At 69.1% G+C, this 21114-nt stretch carries 17 protein-coding genes and 2 rRNA genes; 6 read left to right on the top strand and 13 right to left on the bottom strand.

Going from position 1 to position 21114, the window contains the following annotated elements:
- Positions 1-127 precede the first annotated feature (127 nt).
- Positions 128-940: a hypothetical protein gene (locus ACQ614_RS20035; protein WP_431679883.1), complete on the bottom strand. Its 813-nt coding sequence runs from the start codon at positions 938-940 to the stop codon at positions 128-130.
- Positions 941-1052: 112 nt separating this feature from the next.
- On the bottom strand, positions 1053-1403 hold the full coding sequence (locus ACQ614_RS20030; protein WP_363499627.1) for a hypothetical protein: 351 nt from the start codon (positions 1401-1403) through the stop codon (positions 1053-1055).
- A gap of 249 nt (positions 1404-1652) precedes the next feature.
- On the opposite strand from ACQ614_RS20030, the gene ACQ614_RS20025 reads away from it, so the two are divergent.
- From ACQ614_RS20025 to ACQ614_RS20010, 4 genes are all read left to right on the top strand, one after another.
- Entirely contained in the window at positions 1653-2702 is a 1050-nt protein-coding gene (locus tag ACQ614_RS20025; RefSeq protein ID WP_431679882.1) for an NlpC/P60 family protein, read from the top strand.
- Positions 2703-2856: 154 nt separating this feature from the next.
- Entirely contained in the window at positions 2857-3567 is a 711-nt protein-coding gene (locus ACQ614_RS20020; RefSeq protein ID WP_431679881.1) for a phosphatase PAP2 family protein, read from the top strand.
- 409 nt (positions 3568-3976) lie between these two features.
- Positions 3977-4819 carry a hypothetical protein gene (locus ACQ614_RS20015; protein WP_431679880.1) on the top strand — a complete coding sequence of 281 codons (843 nt, stop codon included), beginning with the start codon at positions 3977-3979 and terminating at the stop codon, positions 4817-4819.
- A 134-nt stretch (positions 4820-4953) separates the two neighbouring features.
- Positions 4954-5154, top strand: coding sequence for a hypothetical protein (locus ACQ614_RS20010; RefSeq protein ID WP_431679879.1), 201 nt, complete (start codon positions 4954-4956; stop codon positions 5152-5154).
- A 114-nt stretch (positions 5155-5268) separates the two neighbouring features.
- Here the strand turns inward: ACQ614_RS20010 and ACQ614_RS20005 are convergent, their stop codons facing one another.
- Positions 5269-5679, bottom strand: coding sequence for a metal-sensitive transcriptional regulator (locus ACQ614_RS20005; protein ID WP_431679878.1), 411 nt, complete (start codon positions 5677-5679; stop codon positions 5269-5271).
- Between the two features lie 232 nt (positions 5680-5911).
- Between ACQ614_RS20005 and ACQ614_RS20000 the strand changes: the two genes are divergently transcribed.
- The gene (locus tag ACQ614_RS20000) at positions 5912-6532 is read left to right on the top strand and encodes a DUF47 domain-containing protein (protein ID WP_363499639.1); all 621 of its coding nucleotides are present in this window, start codon (positions 5912-5914) and stop codon (positions 6530-6532) included.
- Between the two features lie 5 nt (positions 6533-6537).
- On the top strand, positions 6538-7533 hold the full coding sequence (locus ACQ614_RS19995) for an inorganic phosphate transporter (RefSeq protein WP_431679877.1): 996 nt from the start codon (positions 6538-6540) through the stop codon (positions 7531-7533).
- Between the two features lie 144 nt (positions 7534-7677).
- On the opposite strand, the gene pstB is transcribed toward ACQ614_RS19995, so the two are convergent.
- The 10 genes from pstB to ACQ614_RS19945 all read right to left on the bottom strand — a co-directional run bounded on the left by pstB (position 7678) and on the right by ACQ614_RS19945 (position 20841).
- Positions 7678-8454 carry a phosphate ABC transporter ATP-binding protein PstB gene (gene pstB / locus ACQ614_RS19990; RefSeq protein ID WP_431679876.1) on the bottom strand — a complete coding sequence of 259 codons (777 nt, stop codon included), beginning with the start codon at positions 8452-8454 and terminating at the stop codon, positions 7678-7680.
- A gap of 37 nt (positions 8455-8491) precedes the next feature.
- On the bottom strand, positions 8492-9565 hold the full coding sequence (gene pstA, locus ACQ614_RS19985; RefSeq protein WP_431679875.1) for a phosphate ABC transporter permease PstA: 1074 nt from the start codon (positions 9563-9565) through the stop codon (positions 8492-8494).
- Positions 9562-10545 (bottom strand): phosphate ABC transporter permease subunit PstC, encoded by a 984-nt coding sequence (pstC, locus tag ACQ614_RS19980; RefSeq protein WP_431679874.1) that lies wholly within the window; start codon positions 10543-10545, stop codon positions 9562-9564. Before pstC ends, pstA begins: the two co-directional genes overlap by 4 nt.
- A 145-nt stretch (positions 10546-10690) precedes the next feature.
- The gene (gene pstS, locus ACQ614_RS19975; RefSeq protein ID WP_363499647.1) at positions 10691-11827 is read right to left on the bottom strand and encodes a phosphate ABC transporter substrate-binding protein PstS; all 1137 of its coding nucleotides are present in this window, start codon (positions 11825-11827) and stop codon (positions 10691-10693) included.
- A gap of 296 nt (positions 11828-12123) precedes the next feature.
- Positions 12124-12564: an NUDIX hydrolase gene (locus tag ACQ614_RS19970; protein WP_431683971.1), complete on the bottom strand. Its 441-nt coding sequence runs from the start codon at positions 12562-12564 to the stop codon at positions 12124-12126.
- Positions 12565-12653: 89 nt separating this feature from the next.
- The gene (locus tag ACQ614_RS19965; protein WP_431679873.1) at positions 12654-13712 is read right to left on the bottom strand and encodes a CHAD domain-containing protein; all 1059 of its coding nucleotides are present in this window, start codon (positions 13710-13712) and stop codon (positions 12654-12656) included.
- Positions 13713-13809: 97 nt separating this feature from the next.
- On the bottom strand, positions 13810-16203 hold the full coding sequence (locus ACQ614_RS19960) for an RNA degradosome polyphosphate kinase (RefSeq protein ID WP_431679872.1): 2394 nt from the start codon (positions 16201-16203) through the stop codon (positions 13810-13812).
- Positions 16204-16467: 264 nt separating this feature from the next.
- Positions 16468-17445 carry a mycothiol synthase gene (mshD, locus tag ACQ614_RS19955; protein ID WP_431679871.1) on the bottom strand — a complete coding sequence of 326 codons (978 nt, stop codon included), beginning with the start codon at positions 17443-17445 and terminating at the stop codon, positions 16468-16470.
- Positions 17446-17541: 96 nt separating this feature from the next.
- Positions 17542-17658: ribosomal RNA gene (rrf, locus tag ACQ614_RS19950) — 5S ribosomal RNA — on the bottom strand.
- Between the two features lie 77 nt (positions 17659-17735).
- Positions 17736-20841 (bottom strand): 23S ribosomal RNA (locus tag ACQ614_RS19945).
- Positions 20842-21114: the final 273 nt, after the last annotated feature.

Genomic DNA, 21114 nt, shown 5'->3' with positions numbered 1-21114 from the left:
CGACGGCGTGGGCGAGGGCGTCGGGTCCGCGAACACCCGCTGGGCGGTGAGCAGGGCGGTCGTCTGAAGGACCGCCAGGGCACCGCCGAGCGCACCGGCCCTGCGGACGAAGAATCGCATCGAGCCGTCACCGCGCATAGCGGAAGCCTCCGAACCTCTGGACTGCGTCAGTGATCTCCTGGGCCGTGGCGGCCTGCTGATCACCCGGGACGGGGGCAGGGCCCGCGGCCCGGTCGAAGTCGGTCACCTTCCAGTCACTGCCGTTCCAGCGCATGGTGACGGTGAGTGTGTACCAGTCCTGGGCGACGGGCCTGGTCGAGCTCTCGCCGGCGAGGCCGTGCAGCCCGGTGCACCACACCTCCACCTTCGTCGCGGTGTCGGCGTAGTTGGCCGTCCGCGTACCGACGGGCACCGTCCGGCTGACGAAGGTGAGGCCCTTGGGGGCCTTGCCCTGGGCGTCGAGGCCGAAGCGGGCGTTGTTCTCGGTGGTGAAGGCGGCGTCGAGGCGCTGCTGGAGCCGGTCGGTGACGGTCGGGTCGGCGAGGGTGTCGACGATGCCGTGGCGGGCGGCGGTCTGGAACATCTCCGCGGAGCCCAGTGCGGTGGCGTAGTTGGCGGCGGCGGACTGCGCACCCTGGTCGGTGTGCGGGAAGCCGTTGGCGATGCCGTTGGCGGTGGTGTCGACGGGCCGGGTGCCGGTCGGGGCGGTGGCGGCGGCGCTGGGTGCGGCGTTGTCGCCGGAGCCGGTGGCGCCGGTGCCGGAGGAGGGGTCGGGTTTGCCGCGGTTGGCGATGGAGATGGCGATCACCAGCAGGGTGACCACGAGCAGGACGGTCAGCAGGGTGCGGACGGGTCTCGGCTGACGTGCGGTCTGGTGGGAGGGCTGTTCGCCGACCGGCAGCCGCGTACGGGTGTGCGGCTGGTCGTCGGACAACGGCACGGCGGCCCTCCTGGTGCGGGGAGCCCCGCGGGGCCCCGGTAGCGCGAACACGACTGCACCGGCAGAGACGCATGGCCGCCCTGCCGGTATGACTATCCGATCCGTACGATCGTCAGATCGCCATGCCGTAGACAATGGTGAACAGGGTGCCCAGCGATCCGATGATGAACACGCCGGTCAATCCTGCGATGATCAGTCCCTTGCCCTGCTCGGCACTGAACGTGTCCCGCATCGCGGTGGCGCCGATGCGCTGCTTCGCGGCCCCCCAGACCGCGATGGCGAGGCAGGCCAGGATGGCGACCGCCATCACGACCTCGACCATCACCCGCGCCTCGGAGCCGAGGCTCGCGAACGGCCCCCAGTCCGGGGCGATGCCGCCGATGATGGTGTCGATGTTGGCCTTCTTGGGTGGGTCCTCGGCCAGGTAGCCGACCACCTTGTTGTCCACGCTGCTCAGGTTCATTCCATCTCACCGCCCGATCAGGCAAATTCAAGGCCCCGGAGCACGGCTTCGCGAAGGGGCAGGACCTATTCTTGGCCAGATCTGATGTCGACTTGGCTATATCTCGCGGATTGGTCGTGAGGCATGGGACACGTACGACAGGATGTCCACCGTACGAAGGATACCGCTCACTCTTCGTATCTGTGTTGATTGCGCTGGGCAATGGCTTCCGGGACACTCGCAACTGACGCCACGTCGGGGATGGTGCAGATGGTACTCCGCAGAGCGGGCGCGGCGGCCGCCGCTGCAGCGGTGGTGACGGTCGGTTTCGTCGGCCTGGTCACGGTGGGGACGTTCGCCGCCAGCGGCACGCCCCGGTCGGGTGCCAACAATCTCGCGATCTCCTCCGGCACGGTGCCCGCCGCCTACCGTCCGCTGATCGAGAAATGGGGCACCCTCTGCCCCGAGATCTCTCCCCCGATGCTCGCGGCACAGCTGTACCAGGAGAGCGGATTCGACCCGACCGCCAAGAGCCCCGCCAAGGCGTACGGCATGGCGCAGTTCCTGGAGGGCACCTGGGCGACCTACGGGGTCGACGCGAACGGTGACGGCCGACGCGACATCTGGGACCCTGCGGACGCCATCGCCTCGGCCGCCACCTACGACTGCGCCCTCGCCAAGGATGTCTCCAAGGTGCCCGGCGACCGCCAGGCGAACATGCTCGCCGCCTACAACGCAGGCCCGTACGCGGTCATCAAGTCGGGCGGCATCCCGTCGTACCGGGAGACCCAGGGCTATGTGAAGAACATCCAGTCGCTCGCCCGCAGCTTCACCGCTCCCGCCCCGAGGGCGGCCGTCGGGCTCTCCTCGCAGGCCGCCGGGGCGATCTACTTCGCCCAGACCAAGCTCGGCACGCCGTACCTGTGGGGCGGCGAGGGCCTGCCCTCGCAGAAGGGGCGGTTCGACTGCTCGGGCCTCACCCAGGCCGCGTTCGCCAGCGTCGGCATCACCCTGCCGCGGGTCGCCAACGACCAGTGGTACGCCGGCGAGCACCCCTCCAGGGACCAGCTCCGCCCCGGCGACCTGGTCTTCTTCGCGAACGACCTCAACGACCCGCGCTCGATCCACCACGTCGGCATCTACGTCGGCGGCGGCTACATGATCGACGCCCCGCACACCGGTGCGGTGATCCGCTACGACCGCATCGACCAGCGCGACTACATCGGCGCGACCCGGGTCACCCCGGACGGGGCCGCAGCTCTCCCGGTCCGCAACGCCGACGGTACGATCAGCGGCGGCCGGGCTCCGGCAGGCAGCTGACCTGCCGCTCCGCCCGACTGTGGGCGGACGGTGGACGGTGGGTCAAGTTTCCGTAACGCGCGGTTCCCGTGGAACCGTGCGGCCTGCCCGCGACGTTGTGCCCGGTGCTGACGGAGCACCCGCAGTGCGCTGAACACAGAGAGGGAGGTGTGGCGTGTCGACGCTGCTCGCCGACACGGGCAACCCCGACCTGGGCCTGCTCCGGGCCGTCAACGGCATGGCGAAGTCCGCCCCCGACTGGCTGGACTCCGCGGTCTCCTGGATCGGCGAGTACGGCATCCTGCTCGGCCTCGCCGCCGTCTGCATCACCGCCTGGCTGCAGGCCCGCAAGCGGCCGGACGCCCCGGTGGCGGTGGCCGGCCTGCTCTGGGCGCCGCTCGCGGTGGCCATCGCAGAGGTGGCGAACCTGCCGATCTCCGCGATCGTCGACCGCCCCCGGCCGTTCGTCGACCACCCCGAGCTCGAGGTCCTGGTGGAGGGCAAGGAGGGCACCCTCTCCTTCGTCAGCGACCACTCCGCGATGTCCATGGGCATCGCCGTCGCCCTGTTGCTGGTCAACCGACGGCTCGGGCTGGTCGCCGGCGGGCTGGCGCTGCTGCAGGGCTTCTGCCGGATGTACATGGGCGTGCACTACCCGACCGACGTGATCGGCGGCTTCGCGCTGGCCACCGCGGTGGTGCTGCTGCTGGCGCCGCTGGCGATGGCGGTGCTCGTCCCGTTCTGCCACGCGCTGACCCGGACGGCCGCCGCACCGCTGGTGACCGCCGCCCGCCGCGGCGACCGCGGCGGTGCCGGGCGCTCCCGCCGTCGGCGCGAGCACGCCGAGGCCGAGGATCCGGCCGCCGAGTCCGACCTGGCCGCCTGAGCCCTGCCCGCCCCGCCCCGCCCCGCCCCGGGCACCTTGTCCTCCTGCGCCCGACCCGGTGCGGTCAGTCGTCCCCGTCGGCGCGCAGGTGCTCGTCGGCATCCCTCCGGGCCCGGTCCCGGGAGCGCCGCCCCGGGGCGAACCAGCCGCAGCTGCAATGGGCGAAACAGAACGATCCACGTTCTTCGACCGCCACCCGGTGGACGGTGGACGGGGCCCCTCCGGGCCCCGTCGGGAGCTCACTGCGCACGTGCTTCACCGTATCGCCCGGCGACAGGGGCGCGCGCCCGATTCCGTACGCCGGGACGACCGTAACCCGGGCGGCATCGGCTCGTTGGGCCCTGGAGAGCTCTGCCCATCCGGGGTGGCTGCTTGCCGGGCATCGGGGCCCGAGGGGGTTGTGTCGATCGTGAAGAAGCTGAAGCCCGTCCGTTCCGCCGCTGCGGCGGTGGCGCTGGCCGCCGCCCTGTCCGCCTGCTCCGGCGGCGGCGGAGGATCGCAGAGCGGCTCTGCGGACGTGCTCTCCGCGGACCCGCTGACGGCGGTGCGCTCCGCCGCCGACATCACCGGCCGGACGGGCTCGGCGCGGACCACCACCGAGCTGACCACGGAGTCCGCGGACAAGAAGGCGGTCTTCAAGGGCACCGGCGGGTACGACTACGTGAAGCGGATCGGCACCCTGGAGATCACCGTGCCGCCCGGCGCGGCCACCACCGGCACCATCCGGGAGGTCGTCCTGCCGGGCTCGGTCTACCTGCAGAACAGCGGCGCGAAGGTGCCCGCGGGCAAGTGGGTCAAGCTGGACGTCCGGCAGCTCCCGGACGGCAACCTGGTCAGCAGCGGGGCGACCGACCCGGCCAGTGCCGCGGGTGCCCTGCGCGGGGCGGAGTCCGCCGAGCTGGTCGGCACCGAGACGGTCGACGGCACCGAGCTGAAGCACTACAAGGGCACCCTGGACCTCGCCAAGGCCGCCGAGGCCACCGGCGGCCGCGGCGCGGACGGCCTGCGGATGGCCGCCCAGACCTTCACCGTGAAGCAGGTGCCCTACGAGGCGTGGCTGGACGCCCAGGGCCGGCTGCGCAAGGTGGTGGAGACCTTCTCCTTCGCCGGGGTGGCCGGTTCGAAGGAGGCCAAGGACCAGGTGAAGGTGGTCTCGACCACAGCACTGGCCGATTTCGGAGGGCCGGTGGAGGCCGCCGAGCCCGCTGCCTCCGACATCTACTCGCCCAAGGCCTCGGCGCCTGCCAAGTGACGGGCCACGGCACATAGTGCCTGTGGCCGAAGAGATGACCCGTCCGTGCCATACGGTGCGGGCCCGTACCTCCCTACCCTGGAAGGCGGGTACCGCCGCCCTGGCCGGGAGGCGGCGCTGGAGGGGTGGTGCAGGTGTCATCCTCGGACGGCCGCGCGGGCGGCCACGACAAGACCGCGCTCGACGAGATCGAGCTGGCCGGTGAGCTCATGATCGCCGCATCGGCCAGCTCCGACGAGAAATTGGCCACCGAGCAGATCGACCGGGTGCTGCTCGACCGGGTTCCGGCGGCGCCGCTGCCGGACGGGCCGGGGGCCTCGGCCGCCACGGACTGAACCCGTCGCACGCAGGCCGCCGGCGCGAGCCGTGGCCCGGGCCGCCGACCGGGAGTCACCGGCCTGGGGCGGCCGGCCGGAGCTTCCGTACGGCCGCGGCCCGGTGACCGCCCCTCAGGTGCGCAGCAGCCGGGAGATGGCCGCGGTCGCCTCGGCGACCTTGTCGTCCAGCTCGGCGCCGCCCTGATCCGCGGCCGCGGCCACGCAGTGCCGCAGGTGCTCCTCGAGCAGCGAGAGGGCGAAGGCCTGGAGGGCCTTGGTGCCGGCGGAGACCTGGGTGAGGATGTCGATGCAGTAGACGTCCTCGTCGACCATCCGCTGCAGGCCGCGGATCTGGCCCTCGATCCGGCGGAGCCGCTTGAGGTGCTCGCTCTTCTGCGCGCTGTAGCCGTGCGGCCCGTGCGGGTGCGCCGCCCCCGCCTCCGCGGTGATGTCGTCGCCCCCGGCCGCGGTGTCGGGGGTGTCGGTCTCGGCCGCGGTGTCGGGGGTGGTGGTGTGCCCGGTGCGCGTCTGAATCGTGGTCATCCGGCCCGCCTCTGTCTCCTGCTCGCCGTCCCTGGACCTCCAGTGTCCAACACCCGGGGCTTCCTGCGTGTTCCACCGTCCGGGCGGCGGCCCGGATCTCCCCGTGCACGGCAGGAGCAAACGGGTTCGGGTTCCGCCAGACTGGGAAACCGGATCAACAACCCCGTTTGCACGCCCGGGACGACGAGCGCCTAGAGTCGTTCAGTCCCTACCCCGCACATCGGAGATTTCCGTGCGTTTTAGCCTGACCCCGAAGGAGACGAGCTTCTACGACATGTTCGCCGCTGCAGCGGAGAACCTCGTCGTCGGGTCGAAGCTCCTGCTGGAACTGCTGGGATCAGACGTGTCGGCCCGCGCGGAGATCGTCGAGCGCATGCGCGCCGCCGAGCACGCCGGCGACGACACCACCCATGCGATCTTCCACCAGCTGAACTCCTCCTTCATCACGCCCTTCGACCGCGAGGACATCTACAGCCTCGCCGGCTCGCTGGACGACATCATGGACTTCATGGAGGAGGCCGTCGACCTGGTCGTCCTCTACGACATCGAGACGCTGCCGAAGGGCGTGGAGCAGCAGATCGAGGTGCTGGCCCGGGCGGCCGAGCTGACTGCCGAGGCGATGCCCAACCTGCGCTCGATGCAGAACCTCACCGAGTACTGGATCGAGGTCAACCGGCTGGAGAACCAGGCCGACCAGATTCACCGCAAGCTGCTGGCGCACCTCTTCTCCGGCCAGTACGACGCGATCGAGGTGCTCAAGCTGAAGCAGGTCGTCGACGTCCTGGAAGAGGCGGCCGACGCGTTCGAGCACGTGGCGAACACGGTGGAGACCATCGCGGTCAAGGAGTCCTGACCTCCGTGGACACGGCAGCACTGATCGCCGTCATCGGCGTGGCCTTCTTCTTCACCTACACCAACGGCTTCCACGACTCCGCGAACGCGATCGCCACCTCGGTCTCGACCCGGGCGCTGACCCCCCGGGCGGCGCTGGCGATGGCCGCGGTCATGAACCTCGCCGGTGCCTTCCTCGGTTCTGGGGTGGCGCACACGGTGTCCAGCGGCATCATCGAGACGCCCTCGGGCAGCCAGGGCATGGCGATCCTGTTCGCCGCGCTGGTCGGCGCGATCACCTGGAACCTGGTCACCTGGTACTTCGGTCTTCCCTCGTCCTCCTCGCACGCGCTGTTCGGCGGCCTGGTGGGTGCGGCGCTGGCGGGCGGCACCGAGGTGATCTGGAACGGCGTCGTCGACAAGATCATCATTCCGATGGTGGTCTCGCCGGTGGTCGGCCTGATCGGCGGTTTCCTGGTGATGCTGGGCATCCTGTGGATCTTCCGCCGGGCCAACCCGCACCGCGCCAAGCGCAACTTCCGGGTCGCGCAGACCGCCTCGGCCGCCGCCATGGCGCTGGCGCACGGTCTGCAGGACGCCCAGAAGACCATGGGCATCGTGGTGATGGCGCTCACCATCTCGGGGCACCAGAGCACCAGCGACATCCCGATCTGGGTGAAGATCTCCTGCGCGACGATGCTGTCGCTGGGCACCTACGCGGGCGGCTGGCGGATCATGCGGACGCTCGGCCGCAAGATCATCGAGCTGGACCCGCCGCAGGGCTTCGCCGCCGAGACCACGGCGTCGACCGTCATGTACATCACCTCGTTCGTCTACGCGGCGCCGATCTCCACCACCCACGTGATCACCTCGGCGATCATGGGTGTGGGTGCCACCAAGCGGATCCGCGCGGTGCGCTGGGGCGTGGCCAAGAACATCGTGCTCGGCTGGTTCATCACCATGCCGGCGGCCGCCCTGGTGGCCGCCGCGATGTACGGCGTCGTGGACCTGCTGTTCCTCTGACGCGCAGGCCGCGGCGCAGGACCCGCCCCGATAAGGGTGCAGGGCCCGCCCCCACATCACGGGGGCGGGCCCTGCGTACTTCGCGGCGGCACCGCCATGCAGCGCCGCGAAGTGCTCGGTGGGGCTCCGGGGAGCCCGGGCCGGTCAGCCGAAGCGGCCGGAGATGTAGTCCTCGGTCGCCTGGACGGACGGGTTGGAGAAGATCCGCTGGGTGTCGTCCAGCTCGATCAGCTTGCCCGGCTGGCCGACGCCGGCCAGGTTGAAGAAGGCGGTGCGGTCGGAGACGCGGGCCGCCTGCTGCATGTTGTGGGTGACGATCACGATGGTGTACTGCGACTTCAGCTCGCCGATCAGGTCCTCGATGGCGAGGGTGGAGATCGGGTCGAGGGCCGAGCAGGGCTCGTCCATCAGCAGGACCTGGGGCTCTACCGCGATGGCGCGGGCGATGCAGAGGCGCTGCTGCTGGCCGCCGGAGAGGCCGGCACCCGGCTTGTTCAGCCGGTCCTTGACCTCGTTCCAGAGGTTGGCGCCCTTGAGGGACTTCTCGACGACGCCGTCCAGCACGGTCTTCTTCCGGACGCCCGCCAGCTTGAGGCCCGCCACGACGTTGTCGTAGATGGACATGGTCGGGAAGGGGTTCGGCCGCTGGAAAACCATGCCGATCGAGCGGCGGACGGCGACCGGGTCGATGTTGCTCGCGTACAGGTTCTCGTCGTCCAGCATCACCTTGCCCTCGACGCGGGCGCCGGGGATGACCTCGTGCATCCGGTTGAGGGTGCGCAGGAAGGTGGACTTGCCGCAGCCGGACGGGCCGATGAAGGCCGTCACGGAGCGGGGTTCGATGGTCATCGAGATGTCCTCGATGGCGCGGGTGGCTCCGTAGTAGGCGGACAGTCCGCTGACGTCGATGCGCTTGGCCATGATCTTTCGTCTTCTCTCGTCTCGTACGTCAGTCGGGTCAGTGTCCGCCCTTGGGCGAGCGCCAGCGGGCGATGCCCCGCGCGACGAGGTTGAGCCCCATCACGAAGAAGATCAGCACCAGCGCGGCACCCCAGGCACGGGCGTAGCCGAAGTCGTTGTTGACCATCGAGTACTGCTGCCAGATGTACAGCGGCAGCGACTGCTGCGGTCCGTTGAACGGGTCGTTGTTGATCGCGTCCGCGCCGAACACCAGCATCATCACCGGGGCGGTCTCGCCCGTGATGCGGGCGACGGCCAGCATCACGCCGGTGGTGATGCCGCCGATCGCGGTCGGCAGCACGATCCGCAGGATGGTCTTCCACTTGGGCACGCCGAGGGCGTACGAGGCCTCCCGCAGCTCGTTCGGGACCAGCTTGAGCATCTCCTCGGTGGAGCGGACGACGACCGGCATCATCAGGATGGCCAGTGCGAGGCTGCCGGAGAAACCCGAGTAGTCGAACCCGAGCAGGATGTTCCAGAGCGAGAGGATGAACAGACCGGCGACGATCGACGGGACACCCGTCATCACGTCGACGAAGAAGGTGACCCACTTGGCGAGCGTGCCGCGGCCGTACTCCACCAGGTAGACGGCGGTCATCAGGCCGACGGGGGCGGCCATCAGGGTGGCCAGCAGGACCTGCTCCAGGGTGCCGATCAGCGCGTGGTAGATGCCGCCGCCCGGGCCGGAGGAGATCACGTTCTTCATGGAGTGCGTCAGGAAGTCCGCATCGAGCACCTCCAGACCCTGCTGGACGGTGTAGATCGTCAGCGCGGCCAGCGGCACGACGGCCAGGATGAAGGCGACCCAGACCACGGAGGTGGCCAGCCGGTCCTTCGCCTGGCGGCGGCCCTCGACGCGGGCGGAGAGCCCGTAGCTCAGCACCACGAAGAGCGCTGCGGCGATCAGGCCCCACTGGATGTGGCTGGCGAGCCCGGCGCCGGCACCGATGGCGCAGCCGAGGCCGATGGCGAGGACGGCGACGCCGGCCGGGGCCCACTTGGGGAGCCGGGCGGTGGTCAGGTCGCGGCGCATCTGCGGAGCCGCGTCGGCAATCGTCGTTGCGGCACTCATGCGTTGGCCCCCGAGTACTCCTTGCGGCGCGCGATGATCAGTCGGGCGGCGCCGTTCACCAGCAGGGTGATGACGAAGAGGACCAGGCCGGAAGCCATCAGGGCGTCGCGGCCGAACGGCTGGGCCTCGTTGAACTTGAGCGCGATGTTCTGCGCGAAGGTGCCGCCGCCGGGGTCGAGGACGTGCAGCGACAGGATGCTGTTGGCGGAGAGCACGATCGCCACCGCGATGGTCTCGCCGAGGGCGCGGCCGAGGCCGAGCATCGAGGCGGAGATGATGCCGGGCCGGCCGAACGGCAGGACGGCGGTGCGGACCATCTCCCAGCGGGTGGCGCCGAGGGCGAGGGCCGCCTCCTCGTGCATCCGCGGAACCTGCCGGAAGACCTCGCGGGAGACCGCGGTGATGATCGGCAGGACCATGATCGCCAGCAGGATGCCGACGGTGAACAGGTTGCGCGGGGTGACGCCGGCCTGGGTCTGGTCGAAGACGAAGGTCCAGCCGAGGTACTGGTCCATCCAGGCGGTCAGGCCGTCCATGTGCGGGACCAGGAAGAGCACGCCCCACAGGCCGTAGACGATGCTGGGGACGGCCGCGAGCAGGTCGACCAGGTAGGCGAAGGGCTGCGCGATGCGGCGCGGCGCGTAGTGCGAGATGAACAGGGCGATGCCGACCGCGACCGGTACGGCGATCACCATGGCGATCAGCGCGCTGACGATGGTGCCGAAGGTCAGGACGGCGATGCCGAAGACCGGCTCGGGGGCGTCCGGGTTCCACTCGAAGGTGGTGAGGAAGTTGCCTTCGTTCTTGGACAGCGCGATGCCCGAGCGGTAGGCGAGGAAGCCTGCGATGGCGGCCATGATGACCAGCAGGAGGATGCCCGACCCTCGGGAGAGGTTGAAGAAGATGCTGTCGCCGAGCCGGCTGTCGCTCCGGCTGCGGCGGGCCCTGCCTCGTGAGGCGGCAGGGGGTGCTGTAGTCATGATCTTTTACTCCGGTCTGACGGTGCTGCCCCCGTGGGGGACGGCACCTGGCGGCGGTGCCCCGGACGTGTGGTGCTTTGCGGTGGTGCTCCCGGCGGGGCAGCCCGTCCCCCCTTTGAGGGCCGCCCCGCCGGTGGTGCGGGGATCAGGCCAGGGTCGGGATGACGGCCTGGACCTTCGAGCTCAGCTCCTTCGGCAGCGGGACGTAGCCCTTGGCGCCGATGGCCTGCTGACCGGCGTCGCTGATCGTGTAGGTGAGGAAGGACTTCAGGGTGTCGAGGCTCTCGGCCTTGTTGCCCTTGTCGCAGACGATCTCGTAGGTGACCAGGACGATCGGGTAGGCGCCCTCGTCCTTGGTCGCGTAGTCGAGGCTCAGCGCCAGGTCGCTGCCGGTGCCGGCGATCTTCGCCTTGGCGAAGGTGGTGGCGGCGTTCTCGGCGGTCGCGTCGACCGGCTTGGAGGCGCCGGTGTTGATGGCGGCGCTCTTCAGGCTGTTGGTCTGGGCGTAGGAGAGCTCGACGTAGCTGATCGAGTTCTTGACCTGCTTGACCTGCGCGGAGACGCCGGCCGAGCCGTTGGCGGACTGGCCGCCCTTGCCCGCCCAGGTCTTGCTGGCCGGGTAGGTCCAGGCGCCGCCGGAGGCCTTGGCCAGGTAGCCGGTCAGGTTGGCGGTGGTGCCGGAGTCGTCCGAGCGGTGGATGGCCTGGATCGGCGCGTCCGGCAGGGTGACGCCGGAGTTGAGGGCGGCGATCGCCGGGTCGTTCCACTTGGTGATCTGCGAGTCGAAGATCTTGGCGATCGTCGGGCCGTCGAGGACGAGCTTGTCGACGCCGTCGACGTTGAAGACGATCGAGATCAGGCCGCCGACCATCGGCAGGTTGACGCCCTGGCCGCCGGTGCAGACCGCCTTGGAGGCGTCCACCTCGGCGGGCTTGAGGGCGGAGTCGGAGCCGGCGAAGGCGACCTTGCCCTGGTTGAACTGCTGCACACCGGCGCCGGAGCCGCCGCCGCCGTAGGTGATGGTGGAGCCGGAGCAGGCGGAGCCGTACGCGGCCTTCCAGACGTCGATCGCGTTGGTCTGGGCGGTCGAGCCCGCACCCAGCAGCTGGCCGCCCTTGCCGCAGGCGATCTGGGCCGCGGGGGCCGCGCCGGAGGCCGCGGCGCTGCTGCCGGTGCTGCTGGTCGAGTTGTCGTCCGTACCGCAGGCCGCGAGCGACAGCGAGCCGACGAGCGCCATGGCACCGATGGCGAGGGCCTTGGAGCCGTTCCGCTGGAGCTTCACTGGGATGTCCCTTTCTGAGGCATAGCCGACGCCCTGGCGAGCTCATCGATGGCTCGATCGGCGCGGGTTTGCTGTGGTCCGGGGCCCGTTCGGCCCTCCGGTGGTCCCGAAGGTAGGCGCGGCAGGTGACGCGTCAGGCGGTCGCAAATGAACGAAAGGTGAACCTCGAACGGACGACAGGAAACCGGGTCCGGTAGTAACGGTTGCGTCACGGTGAGGGCGCGGTGAGATCACCCCCGGCACCGCGCTGACCTGCACCGGAGCACCCCGGCGGAACCCCCGGAAAGGGCGCTCGGTCAGCCCTGTGCGCCGTGCGGCAGGGCGAGCAGCGCGTCCACCAGCGCCCGGTCCCGGACATGGGTGAGACGGGCCTTCGCCTTCTTCGGGGGCAGCCATTCCAGCCGGTCGACCTCGCGTCCGGGCGTGAACGAACCGACGACCGGCGAGGCCGCCCAGTAGCGGACCTCCTTGGGCCGCCCCTCGACCAGGTAGTGCTGGGTGGGCAGCTCCGGGCCGAGCACGCAGCGCATCCCGGTCTCCTCGTACAGCTCCCGCAGGGCAGCCGTCCGCCAGCCCTCCCCCGGGTCGAGCTTCCCCTTGGGCAGGCTCCAGTCGTCGTACTTGGGCCGGTGGATCACCGCGATCCGCGGCTTCTTCAGTCCGCCGCTCTTCTTGGGCGGCCCGGGCACCCACAGCACGCCGCCGGCCGCGAGGATCGTCGGCCCGTAGCCCGGCACGGCCTTCCGTGCGACCGTGCGGGCGCCGGCCCGGGCCCGCACGGGACGGCGGACGTGGAAGGGGTTGGCAGCGCGCTGCTGCGCTGCGGTCAGGCGGTCGCCCATTCGTGCCATCCGTGGTGCGGGAGCTTCGGCCACTGGTGGCCGAAGGCGTACCGGGCCGCCTCCACCTCCAGTCGTTGATCAGCATGCACCACACCGAGCACGTACGCGGTCGCCGGCGTGATCCTCGGGGTTCGCGCCGCGGTCGAGGCGGTGGCGGCGGCGTCGGAGGCGTCCCGGTGCCGGTCCAGGACGGCGTCCAGCCCGTCCAGCTCGGCGGTGGGCACCTGGCACACCTCCAGCGCGTAGCGGGCCCGCTTCACCAGCACCCGCACCCGGTGCCAGGGCTCGTCGTCCGCCGCGAGCAGGGAATCGGCGTCCGCCGCGGCCGGCGCCGGCCCGCTGCGGGCCGCGGGCACCGACGACAGCCGGTGCAGGCCGTCCCCGCCGTACGGCTGGACGGCCCTGGCCAGCGGCAGCTTCTCGGCCCCGGCGGCCAGCGCACCGAGCGCCGCGGACGCCTGCGGCAGCAGCGCGCTGCCCTCCTGCCCGGCGGTCCCGGCGAGCAGCGGCACCTCCCCGGTCAGCAGGGTCATCCGGTCGGCCAGCGCGTGCAGCCTGGCCGTCCGCAGCTGCTGCAGCAGCGAGGTGTGGGCCCGGGTGCGGGCCAGGGCGAGCTGGCGCTCCAGCAGCGCGCGGGCCTTGGGTGCGCCCGTGTGCCCGGACAGCATGCCGGGGGTCTCGGAGGCGGCGTCGCTGAGCGAGTCCAGGGCGGCCAGCAGCCGGGCCGAGCGGCGCCGGTAGCCGGGTTCGCGGCCGAGCAGGTCGAGCAGCCAGGCCAGCTCGGTCCGCAGCTCGCCGGCCCAGCCGGGATCGAAGGCCGCCGCATAGGTGTGCAGGGCACCGCCGATCCGCCGGACGGCGCGCAGGAGGTCGTCCGCGCCCGCCGCCGAGGCCGGGAGCGAGCCCGGTCTCGATCCGGCCTCGCCCACCGCCTGCGGCAGCGCGCGCAGGAACGCGCCGGCCTGGGAGGTGAGGTAGCCGGAGAGGACTTCCCCCGCGGATGCGCTCGGCGCCGCCGGGGCCGTCATCGGCGAATCGGTCATGGCAAGGACTCCCCCATGTGGTCGTCCCGGGCCGTCCCCGCGGCCGCCGGCCCGGCCACCGCCGGACCGGGAGCGCGGGCGGCGGCCCGGGCAGTGGTCAGCGGCTTGCGGCCGTGCTCCGGTGGCGCTTGCGCGAGGCGATGAGCAGGTCCTGGACGTGCCGCAGCGGCTTGCCCTCGGCGTCGGCCGAGTGGCGCGTCCAGCTCCCGTCCGCCCCGAGGTGCCAGGACTCCGTCTCGTCGGAGACGCCGAGGTCGAGCAGGCCGGACAGCTCGGCCCGGTGCGCCGGGTCGGAGACCCGCACCAGCGCCTCGATCCGGCGGTCCAGGTTGCGGTGCATCATGTCCGCGCTGCCGAACCACACCTCGGGCTCGCCGCCGTTGCCGAACACGAAGATCCGCGAGTGCTCCAGGAACCGGCCCAGCACGCTGCGGACCCGGACGTTCTCGCTCAGCCCGGAGACGCCGGGGCGGATCGCGCAGATGCCGCGCACCCACACGTCCACCGGCACCCCGGCCTGCGAGGCCCGGTACAGCGCGTCGATCAGCACCTCGTCGACGATCGAGTTGACCTTGATCTTCACGTACGCCGGCCGGCCCGCCCGGTGGTGCGCGATCTCCCCGTGGATGCGCGAGACCAGGCCGTCCCGCAGGCCGCGCGGCGCGGTCAGCAGGCGCCGGTACGACTCGCGGCGCGAGTAGCCGGACAGCCGGTTGAAGAGGTCCGAGAGGTCCGCGCCGACCTGCGGGTCGGCGGTGAGCAGACCGAGGTCCTCGTACAGCCGGGCGGTCTTCGGGTGGTAGTTGCCGGTGCCGACGTGGGCGTACCGGCGGAGCGTCTCGCCCTCCTGGCGCACCACCAGCGACAGCTTGCAGTGCGTCTTGAGGCCGATCAGGCCGTAGACGACGTGGCAGCCGGACTCCTCGAGCTTGCGGGCCCACTTGATGTTGGCCTGCTCGTCGAAGCGCGCCTTGATCTCGACCAGGACGAGCACCTGTTTGCCGGACTCGGCCGCGTCTATCAGCGCGTCGACGATCGGCGAGTCGCCGGAGGTGCGGTACAGCGTCTGCTTGATCGCGAGCACGTGCGGGTCGGCGGCCGCCTGCTCCAGGAAGGCCTGCACCGAGGTCGAGAAGCTGTCGTACGGGTGGTGCAGCAGCACGTCCCGCTCGCGCATCGCGGCGAAGATGTCGGGCTGGGAGGCCGACTCGACGTCGGTCAGCCCGCGGGCGGTGCCGGCGACGAACTTCGGGTACTTCAGCTCCGGCCGGTCGAGGTCCGCGATGCCGAACAGCCCGGTGAGGTCGAGCGGGCCGGGCAGCGGGAAGACCTCGGCCTCGCTGACGTTCAGCTCCCGCACCAGCAGGTCGAGGATGTAGGGGTCGATCGACTCCTCGACCTCCAGGCGGACCGGCGGGCCGAAGCGCCGCCGCATCAGCTCCTTCTCGAGCGCCTTCAGGATGTTCTCGGCGTCGTCCTCCTCGACCTCCAGGTCCTCGTTGCGGGTGACCCGGAAGGCGTGGTGGGCGAGGACCTCCATGCCGGGGAACAGCTCCTCCAGGTGCGCCCCCATGACGTCCTCCAGCGGCACGTACCGCTGGGGCGAGGCCTCCAGGAACCGGGAGAGCGACTGCGGCACCTTCACCCGGGCGAAGTGCTTGTGCCCGGAGACCGGGTTGCGCACCACCACGGCCAGGTTGAGGCTCAGCCCGGAGATGTAGGGGAACGGGTGCGCGGGGTCGACCGCCAGCGGGGTGAGCACGGGGAAGATCTGCTGCCGGAAGAGCGTGTGCAGCCGGGCCTGCTCCTTGTCCTCGAGCTCCGGCCAGCGCACCACCTCGATGCCCTCGGCGGCCAGGTCCGGCAGCACCTCGTGCTGGAAGGAGGCCGCATGGCGGGCCATCAGCTCGCGCGAACGCCGCCAGATCAGGTCCAGCACCTCGCGCGGCTGCAGCCCGGAGGCACTGCGGGTGGCGACGCCGGTCGCGATCCGGCGCTTCAGACCGGCCACCCGGACCATGAAGAACTCGTCGAGGTTGCTGGCGAAGATCGCCAGGAACTTGGCGCGCTCGAGCAGTGGTATGTCCGGGTCCTCCGCCAGTTCCAGCACCCGCTCGTTGAACGCGAGCCAGCTCCGCTCGCGGTCCAGGAAGCGGCCCTCGGGCAGGATGCCGAACTCGGTCTCGACGTCCGCCAGCGCGGAGTGCACGCCGCCGGTCGAGGTGGCGGCGGCCGCCGAGCGGGGCGTGCGCACGACCGCCGGCTCGTCGTTGAGCGGCAGGCCGAGCGCGTTCGAGATGACGCTCGGCAGCGTGGACGGCGGAGCCGGGGCCGCGGAGCGGGCCGCCGCTGCCTGCGGCTTCCCGTCGGCGACGGCCGCACGGCCGGCCTTGGGGACCCGCGTGCGGCCCTTGGCCGCCTTGGAGCCCGTGCCGGAGGCGGCACCGGAGGCCGCACCGGACGAAGCGGAGACGGGGCCAGGGATGGTCATCGGTGCCAGCTCCTCCTGCAGGGCGAAGTCCCGGGCGCACGTACCGCGGCCGTCAGCCGTTTTCACGGCGGCGTACGTGTGTGCGACGTACGCAGCGTCCTCGTCCCGCCACTCCAGCGCCCACCCGCCGGGGGCGACCGGATGGAACGGCGCCGGCCGGTGGGCCGAACGGGGACGAGGCACTACGGGCGTCATCCTGTGATCTTCGCGGCGTCAATTGAATCCACGGTAAACACCGCATGGCCAGGAGGAAAGCTGAGTCGGTCACCCCCGTGGGACGGGCCCGCCCGGCACCTCCGCCACCTGGACGCGGTACATCAGGTCCACCTCGTGGATGGTGAATCCCAATCGGTCATATACCCGCACCGCAGCCGGATTGTCAGCGTCCACATAGAGCAGTACGGCCGGCACCCCGCGGTCGCGCACCAGGTGCCGCAGTCCGGCCGCGGTGAGTGCCCGGCCCAGCCCGCTGCCCTGCTCGCCGGGGGCCACGCCGACCACGTATACCTCGCCGAGGCCGTCGGGGTGGACCTTCGTCCAGTGGAAGCCGACCAGGTCCTTCCCGCGGGTGGCCAGGAAGAAGCCCGCCGGGTCGAACCACGGCTCCGCGAGCCGGTCCGCGAGGTCGGCCTCCGTCCAGGCGCCCTGCTCCGGGTGGTGGGCGAAGGCCAGTGCGTTCAGCCGCAGCCACGCCGCGTCGTCCTCGCCGGGCCGGAAGGTGCGGAGCTCCACCCCCTCCGGCAGCACCGGTTCGGGCACCTCGCCGGCGGGCCGGCGCATCTGCCGCAGCTCACGGACGAGCTTCGCCCCGTACCGCTCGGCCAGCCGGGTCGACCCCGGGTGGCCGCCGTGCGCCCAGAAATCGATCCCGGGCAGGGTCTCGCCGTCCGGCACCAGCTGCGGAGCCGTGGACAGCACGGCATCGGCCAGGCGGCCGCCGAGCCCCTGGCGCCGCACCTCCGGGTGGACGGCCAGCTCCGCGGTCGCCGGCGTGCCGTCGCCCGGCACCTCGAGCTGCGCGTACCCGGCGGGGCGGCCGCCGAGCGTCTGCAGTACGTGCCGGACCCCGGGCCGCTCCGACGCCTCGCGCAGCCGCAGCCGGCCCGCCTCCGAGACCGCCTCCCGGCCGTCGTCGACGGCGGCCGCCGTCAGAACGGCCCGCGCGATCCGAAGATCCTCGGCCGACAGCTCGGACGTGACACGGATGCTCTCGCCTGTCGGCGACGTAGTCGTGGTCTCCATACCGCGACCCTACGTCGCACACGCTCGGCTTCCGGAGGAAACCCGGAAATGCGAGAAGCCCCGCCCGGGACCCGGGCGGGGCTTCTCTGAAGAATTGTTCGGCGGCGTCCTACTCTCCCACAGGGTCCCCCCTGCAGTACCATCGGCGCTACGAGGCTTAGCTTCCGGGTTCGGAATGTGACCGGGCGTTTCCCTCGCGCTATGACCACCGAAACACTGTGAAACACATCGAACAACCGGCACAAGGCCTGTTCGCGGTTTCAGAACCAACACAGTGGACGCGAGCAACTGAGGACAAGCCCTCGGCCTATTAGTACCGGTCAACTCCACCCCTCACGGGGCTTCCATATCCGGCCTATCAACCCAGTCGTCTACTGGGAGCCTTACCCTCTCCAGGAGGTGGGAGTGCTCATCTCGAAGCAGGCTTCCCGCTTAGATGCTTTCAGCGGTTATCCCTCCCGAACGTAGCCAACCAGCCATGCCCTTGGCAGGACAACTGGCACACCAGAGGTTCGTCCGTCCCGGTCCTCTCGTACTAGGGACAGCCCTTCTCAACACTCCTACGCGCACAGCGGATAGGGACCGAACTGTCTCACGACGTTCTAAACCCAGCTCGCGTACCGCTTTAATGGGCGAACAGCCCAACCCTTGGGACCTACTCCAGCCCCAGGATGCGACGAGCCGACATCGAGGTGCCAAACCATCCCGTCGATATGGACTCTTGGGGAAGATCAGCCTGTTATCCCCGGGGTACCTTTTATCCGTTGAGCGACGGCGCTTCCACAAGCCACCGCCGGATCACTAGTCCCTACTTTCGTACCTGCTCGACCCGTCAGTCTCACAGTCAAGCTCCCTTGTGCACTTACACTCAACACCTGATTGCCAACCAGGCTGAGGGAACCTTTGGGCGCCTCCGTTACCCTTTAGGAGGCAACCGCCCCAGTTAAACTACCCACCAGACACTGTCCCTGATCCGGATCACGGACCCAGGTTAGACATCCAGCACGACCAGAGTGGTATTTCAATGTCGACTCCACAACAACTGGCGTTGCTGCTTCAAAGTCTCCCACCTATCCTACACAAGCCGAACCGAACACCAATATCAAGCTATAGTAAAGGTCCCGGGGTCTTTCCGTCCTGCTGCGCGAAACGAGCATCTTTACTCGTAATGCAATTTCACCGGGCCTGTGGTTGAGACAGTCGAGAAGTCGTTACGCCATTCGTGCAGGTCGGAACTTACCCGACAAGGAATTTCGCTACCTTAGGATGGTTATAGTTACCACCGCCGTTTACTGGCGCTTAAGTTCTCAGCTTCGCCCGACCGAAATCGGACTAACCGGTCCCCTTAACGTTCCAGCACCGGGCAGGCGTCAGTCCGTATACATCGCCTTACGGCTTCGCACGGACCTGTGTTTTTAGTAAACAGTCGCTTCTCGCTGGTCTCTGCGGCCACCCCCAGCTCGGAGTGCAAGACTCGTCACCGGGGCTGGCCCCCCTTCTCCCGAAGTTACGGGGGCATTTTGCCGAGTTCCTTAACCACAGTTCACCCGAACGCCTCGGTATTCTCTACCTGACCACCTGAGTCGGTTTGGGGTACGGGCCGCCATGAAACTCGCTAGAGGCTTTTCTCGACAGCATAGGATCATCCACTTCACCACAATCGGCTCGGCATCGGGTCTCAGACTATGTGTCACGCGGATTTGCCTACGTGACGTCCTACACCCTTACCCCGGGACAACCACCGCCCGGGCTGGACTACCTTCCTGCGTCACCCCATCGCTCACCTACTACCACCTTGGGCCGCCGGCTCCACCACTCCCCTTCACCCGAAGGATCCGGGGCGGCTTCACGGGCTTAGCATCAGAGGGTTCAGCGTTGGCGCTTCACAGCGGGTACGGGAATATCAACCCGTTGTCCATCGACTACGCCTGTCGGCCTCGCCTTAGGTCCCGACTTACCCTGGGCAGATCAGCTTGACCCAGGAACCCTTGGTCAATCGGCGCAAGAGTTTCCCACTCTTGTATCGCTACTCATGCCTGCATTCTCACTCGTGAACCGTCCACGACTCGATTCCTCGGCCGCTTCACCCGGCACACGACGCTCCCCTACCCATCACAGCGGGCGTTGGCCCTATTGCTGCAATGACACGACTTCGGTGGTGTGCTTGAGCCCCGCTACATTGTCGGCGCGGAATCACTTGACCAGTGAGCTATTACGCACTCTTTCAAGGGTGGCTGCTTCTAAGCCAACCTCCTGGTTGTCTCTGCGACTCCACATCCTTTCCCACTTAGCACACGCTTGGGGACCTTAGTCGGTGTTCTGGGCTGTTTCCCTCTCGACCATGGAGCTTATCCCCCACAGTCTCACTGCCGCGCTCTCACTTACCGGCATTCGGAGTTTGGCTAAGGTCAGTAACCCGGTGAGGCCCATCGCCTATCCAGTGCTCTACCTCCGGCAAGAAACACGCGACGCTGCACCTAAATGCATTTCGGGGAGAACCAGCTATCACGGAGTTTGATTGGCCTTTCACCCCTAACCACAGGTCATCCCCCAGGTTTTCAACCCTGGTGGGTTCGGTCCTCCACACGGTCTTACCCGCGCTTCAACCTGCCCATGGCTAGATCACTCCGCTTCGGGTCTTGGGCATGCAACTCGAACGCCCTATTCGGACTCGCTTTCGCTACGGCTACCCCACACGGGTTAACCTCGCTACACACCGCAAACTCGCAGGCTCATTCTTCAAAAGGCACGCAGTCACAGTCCGAAGACTGCCCCCACGGCTTGTAGGCACACGGTTTCAGGTACTATTTCACTCCGCTCCCGCGGTACTTTTCACCATTCCCTCACGGTACTATCCGCTATCGGTCACCAGGGAATATTTAGGCTTAGCGGGTGGTCCCGCCAGATTCACACGGGATTTCTCGGGCCCCGTGCTACTTGGGAAATAGGCAAGCAAGCCGCTGATGTTTCGTCTACGGGGGTCTTACCCTCTACGCCGGACCTTTCGCATGTCCTTCGACTACACCAACGGTTTCTGACTCGCCGACCGGCCGGCAGACCGGTCAAGCCCACTCCCACAACCCCGTCACGGCAACCCCTGCCGGGTCTCACACCATGACGGTTTGGCCTCATCCGGTTTCGCTCGCCACTACTCCCGGAATCACGGTTGTTTTCTCTTCCTGCGGGTACTGAGATGTTTCACTTCCCCGCGTTCCCTCCACATACCCTATGTGTTCAGGTATGGGTGACAGCCCATGACGACTGCCGGGTTTCCCCATTCGGACACCCCCGGATCAAAGCTCGGTTGACAGCTCCCCGGGGCCTATCGCGGCCTCCCACGTCCTTCATCGGTTCCTGGTGCCAAGGCATCCACCGTGCGCCCTTAAAAACTTGGCCACAGATGCTCGCGTCCACTGTGCAGTTCTCAAACAACGACCAGACACCCAAACTCCGACACTGCCAAGCAGCGCCCTCGCATGGGGCCGGCATCCACGAGGAAACCATCGTTCCCTCAGGACCCAACAGCGTGCCCGACCCACCCGGCGGTGATCCACGTTCCACGCCCCGAAGAGCAGTACTGGTGACCCCTTACCGTGTGTGCCGAATAGTCAACGTTCCACCCATGAGCGAGCACTCCGGAACACTCGTCCGAAGCTGCTGTGTGCTCCT

Source organism: Kitasatospora dryopteridis (genome assembly GCF_050749075.1).
Classification (GTDB): Bacteria; Actinomycetota; Actinomycetes; order Streptomycetales; family Streptomycetaceae; genus Kitasatospora.
Note: the sequence above shows the minus strand (reverse complement) of the source record. Positions and strands in the feature narration are given on the sequence as shown.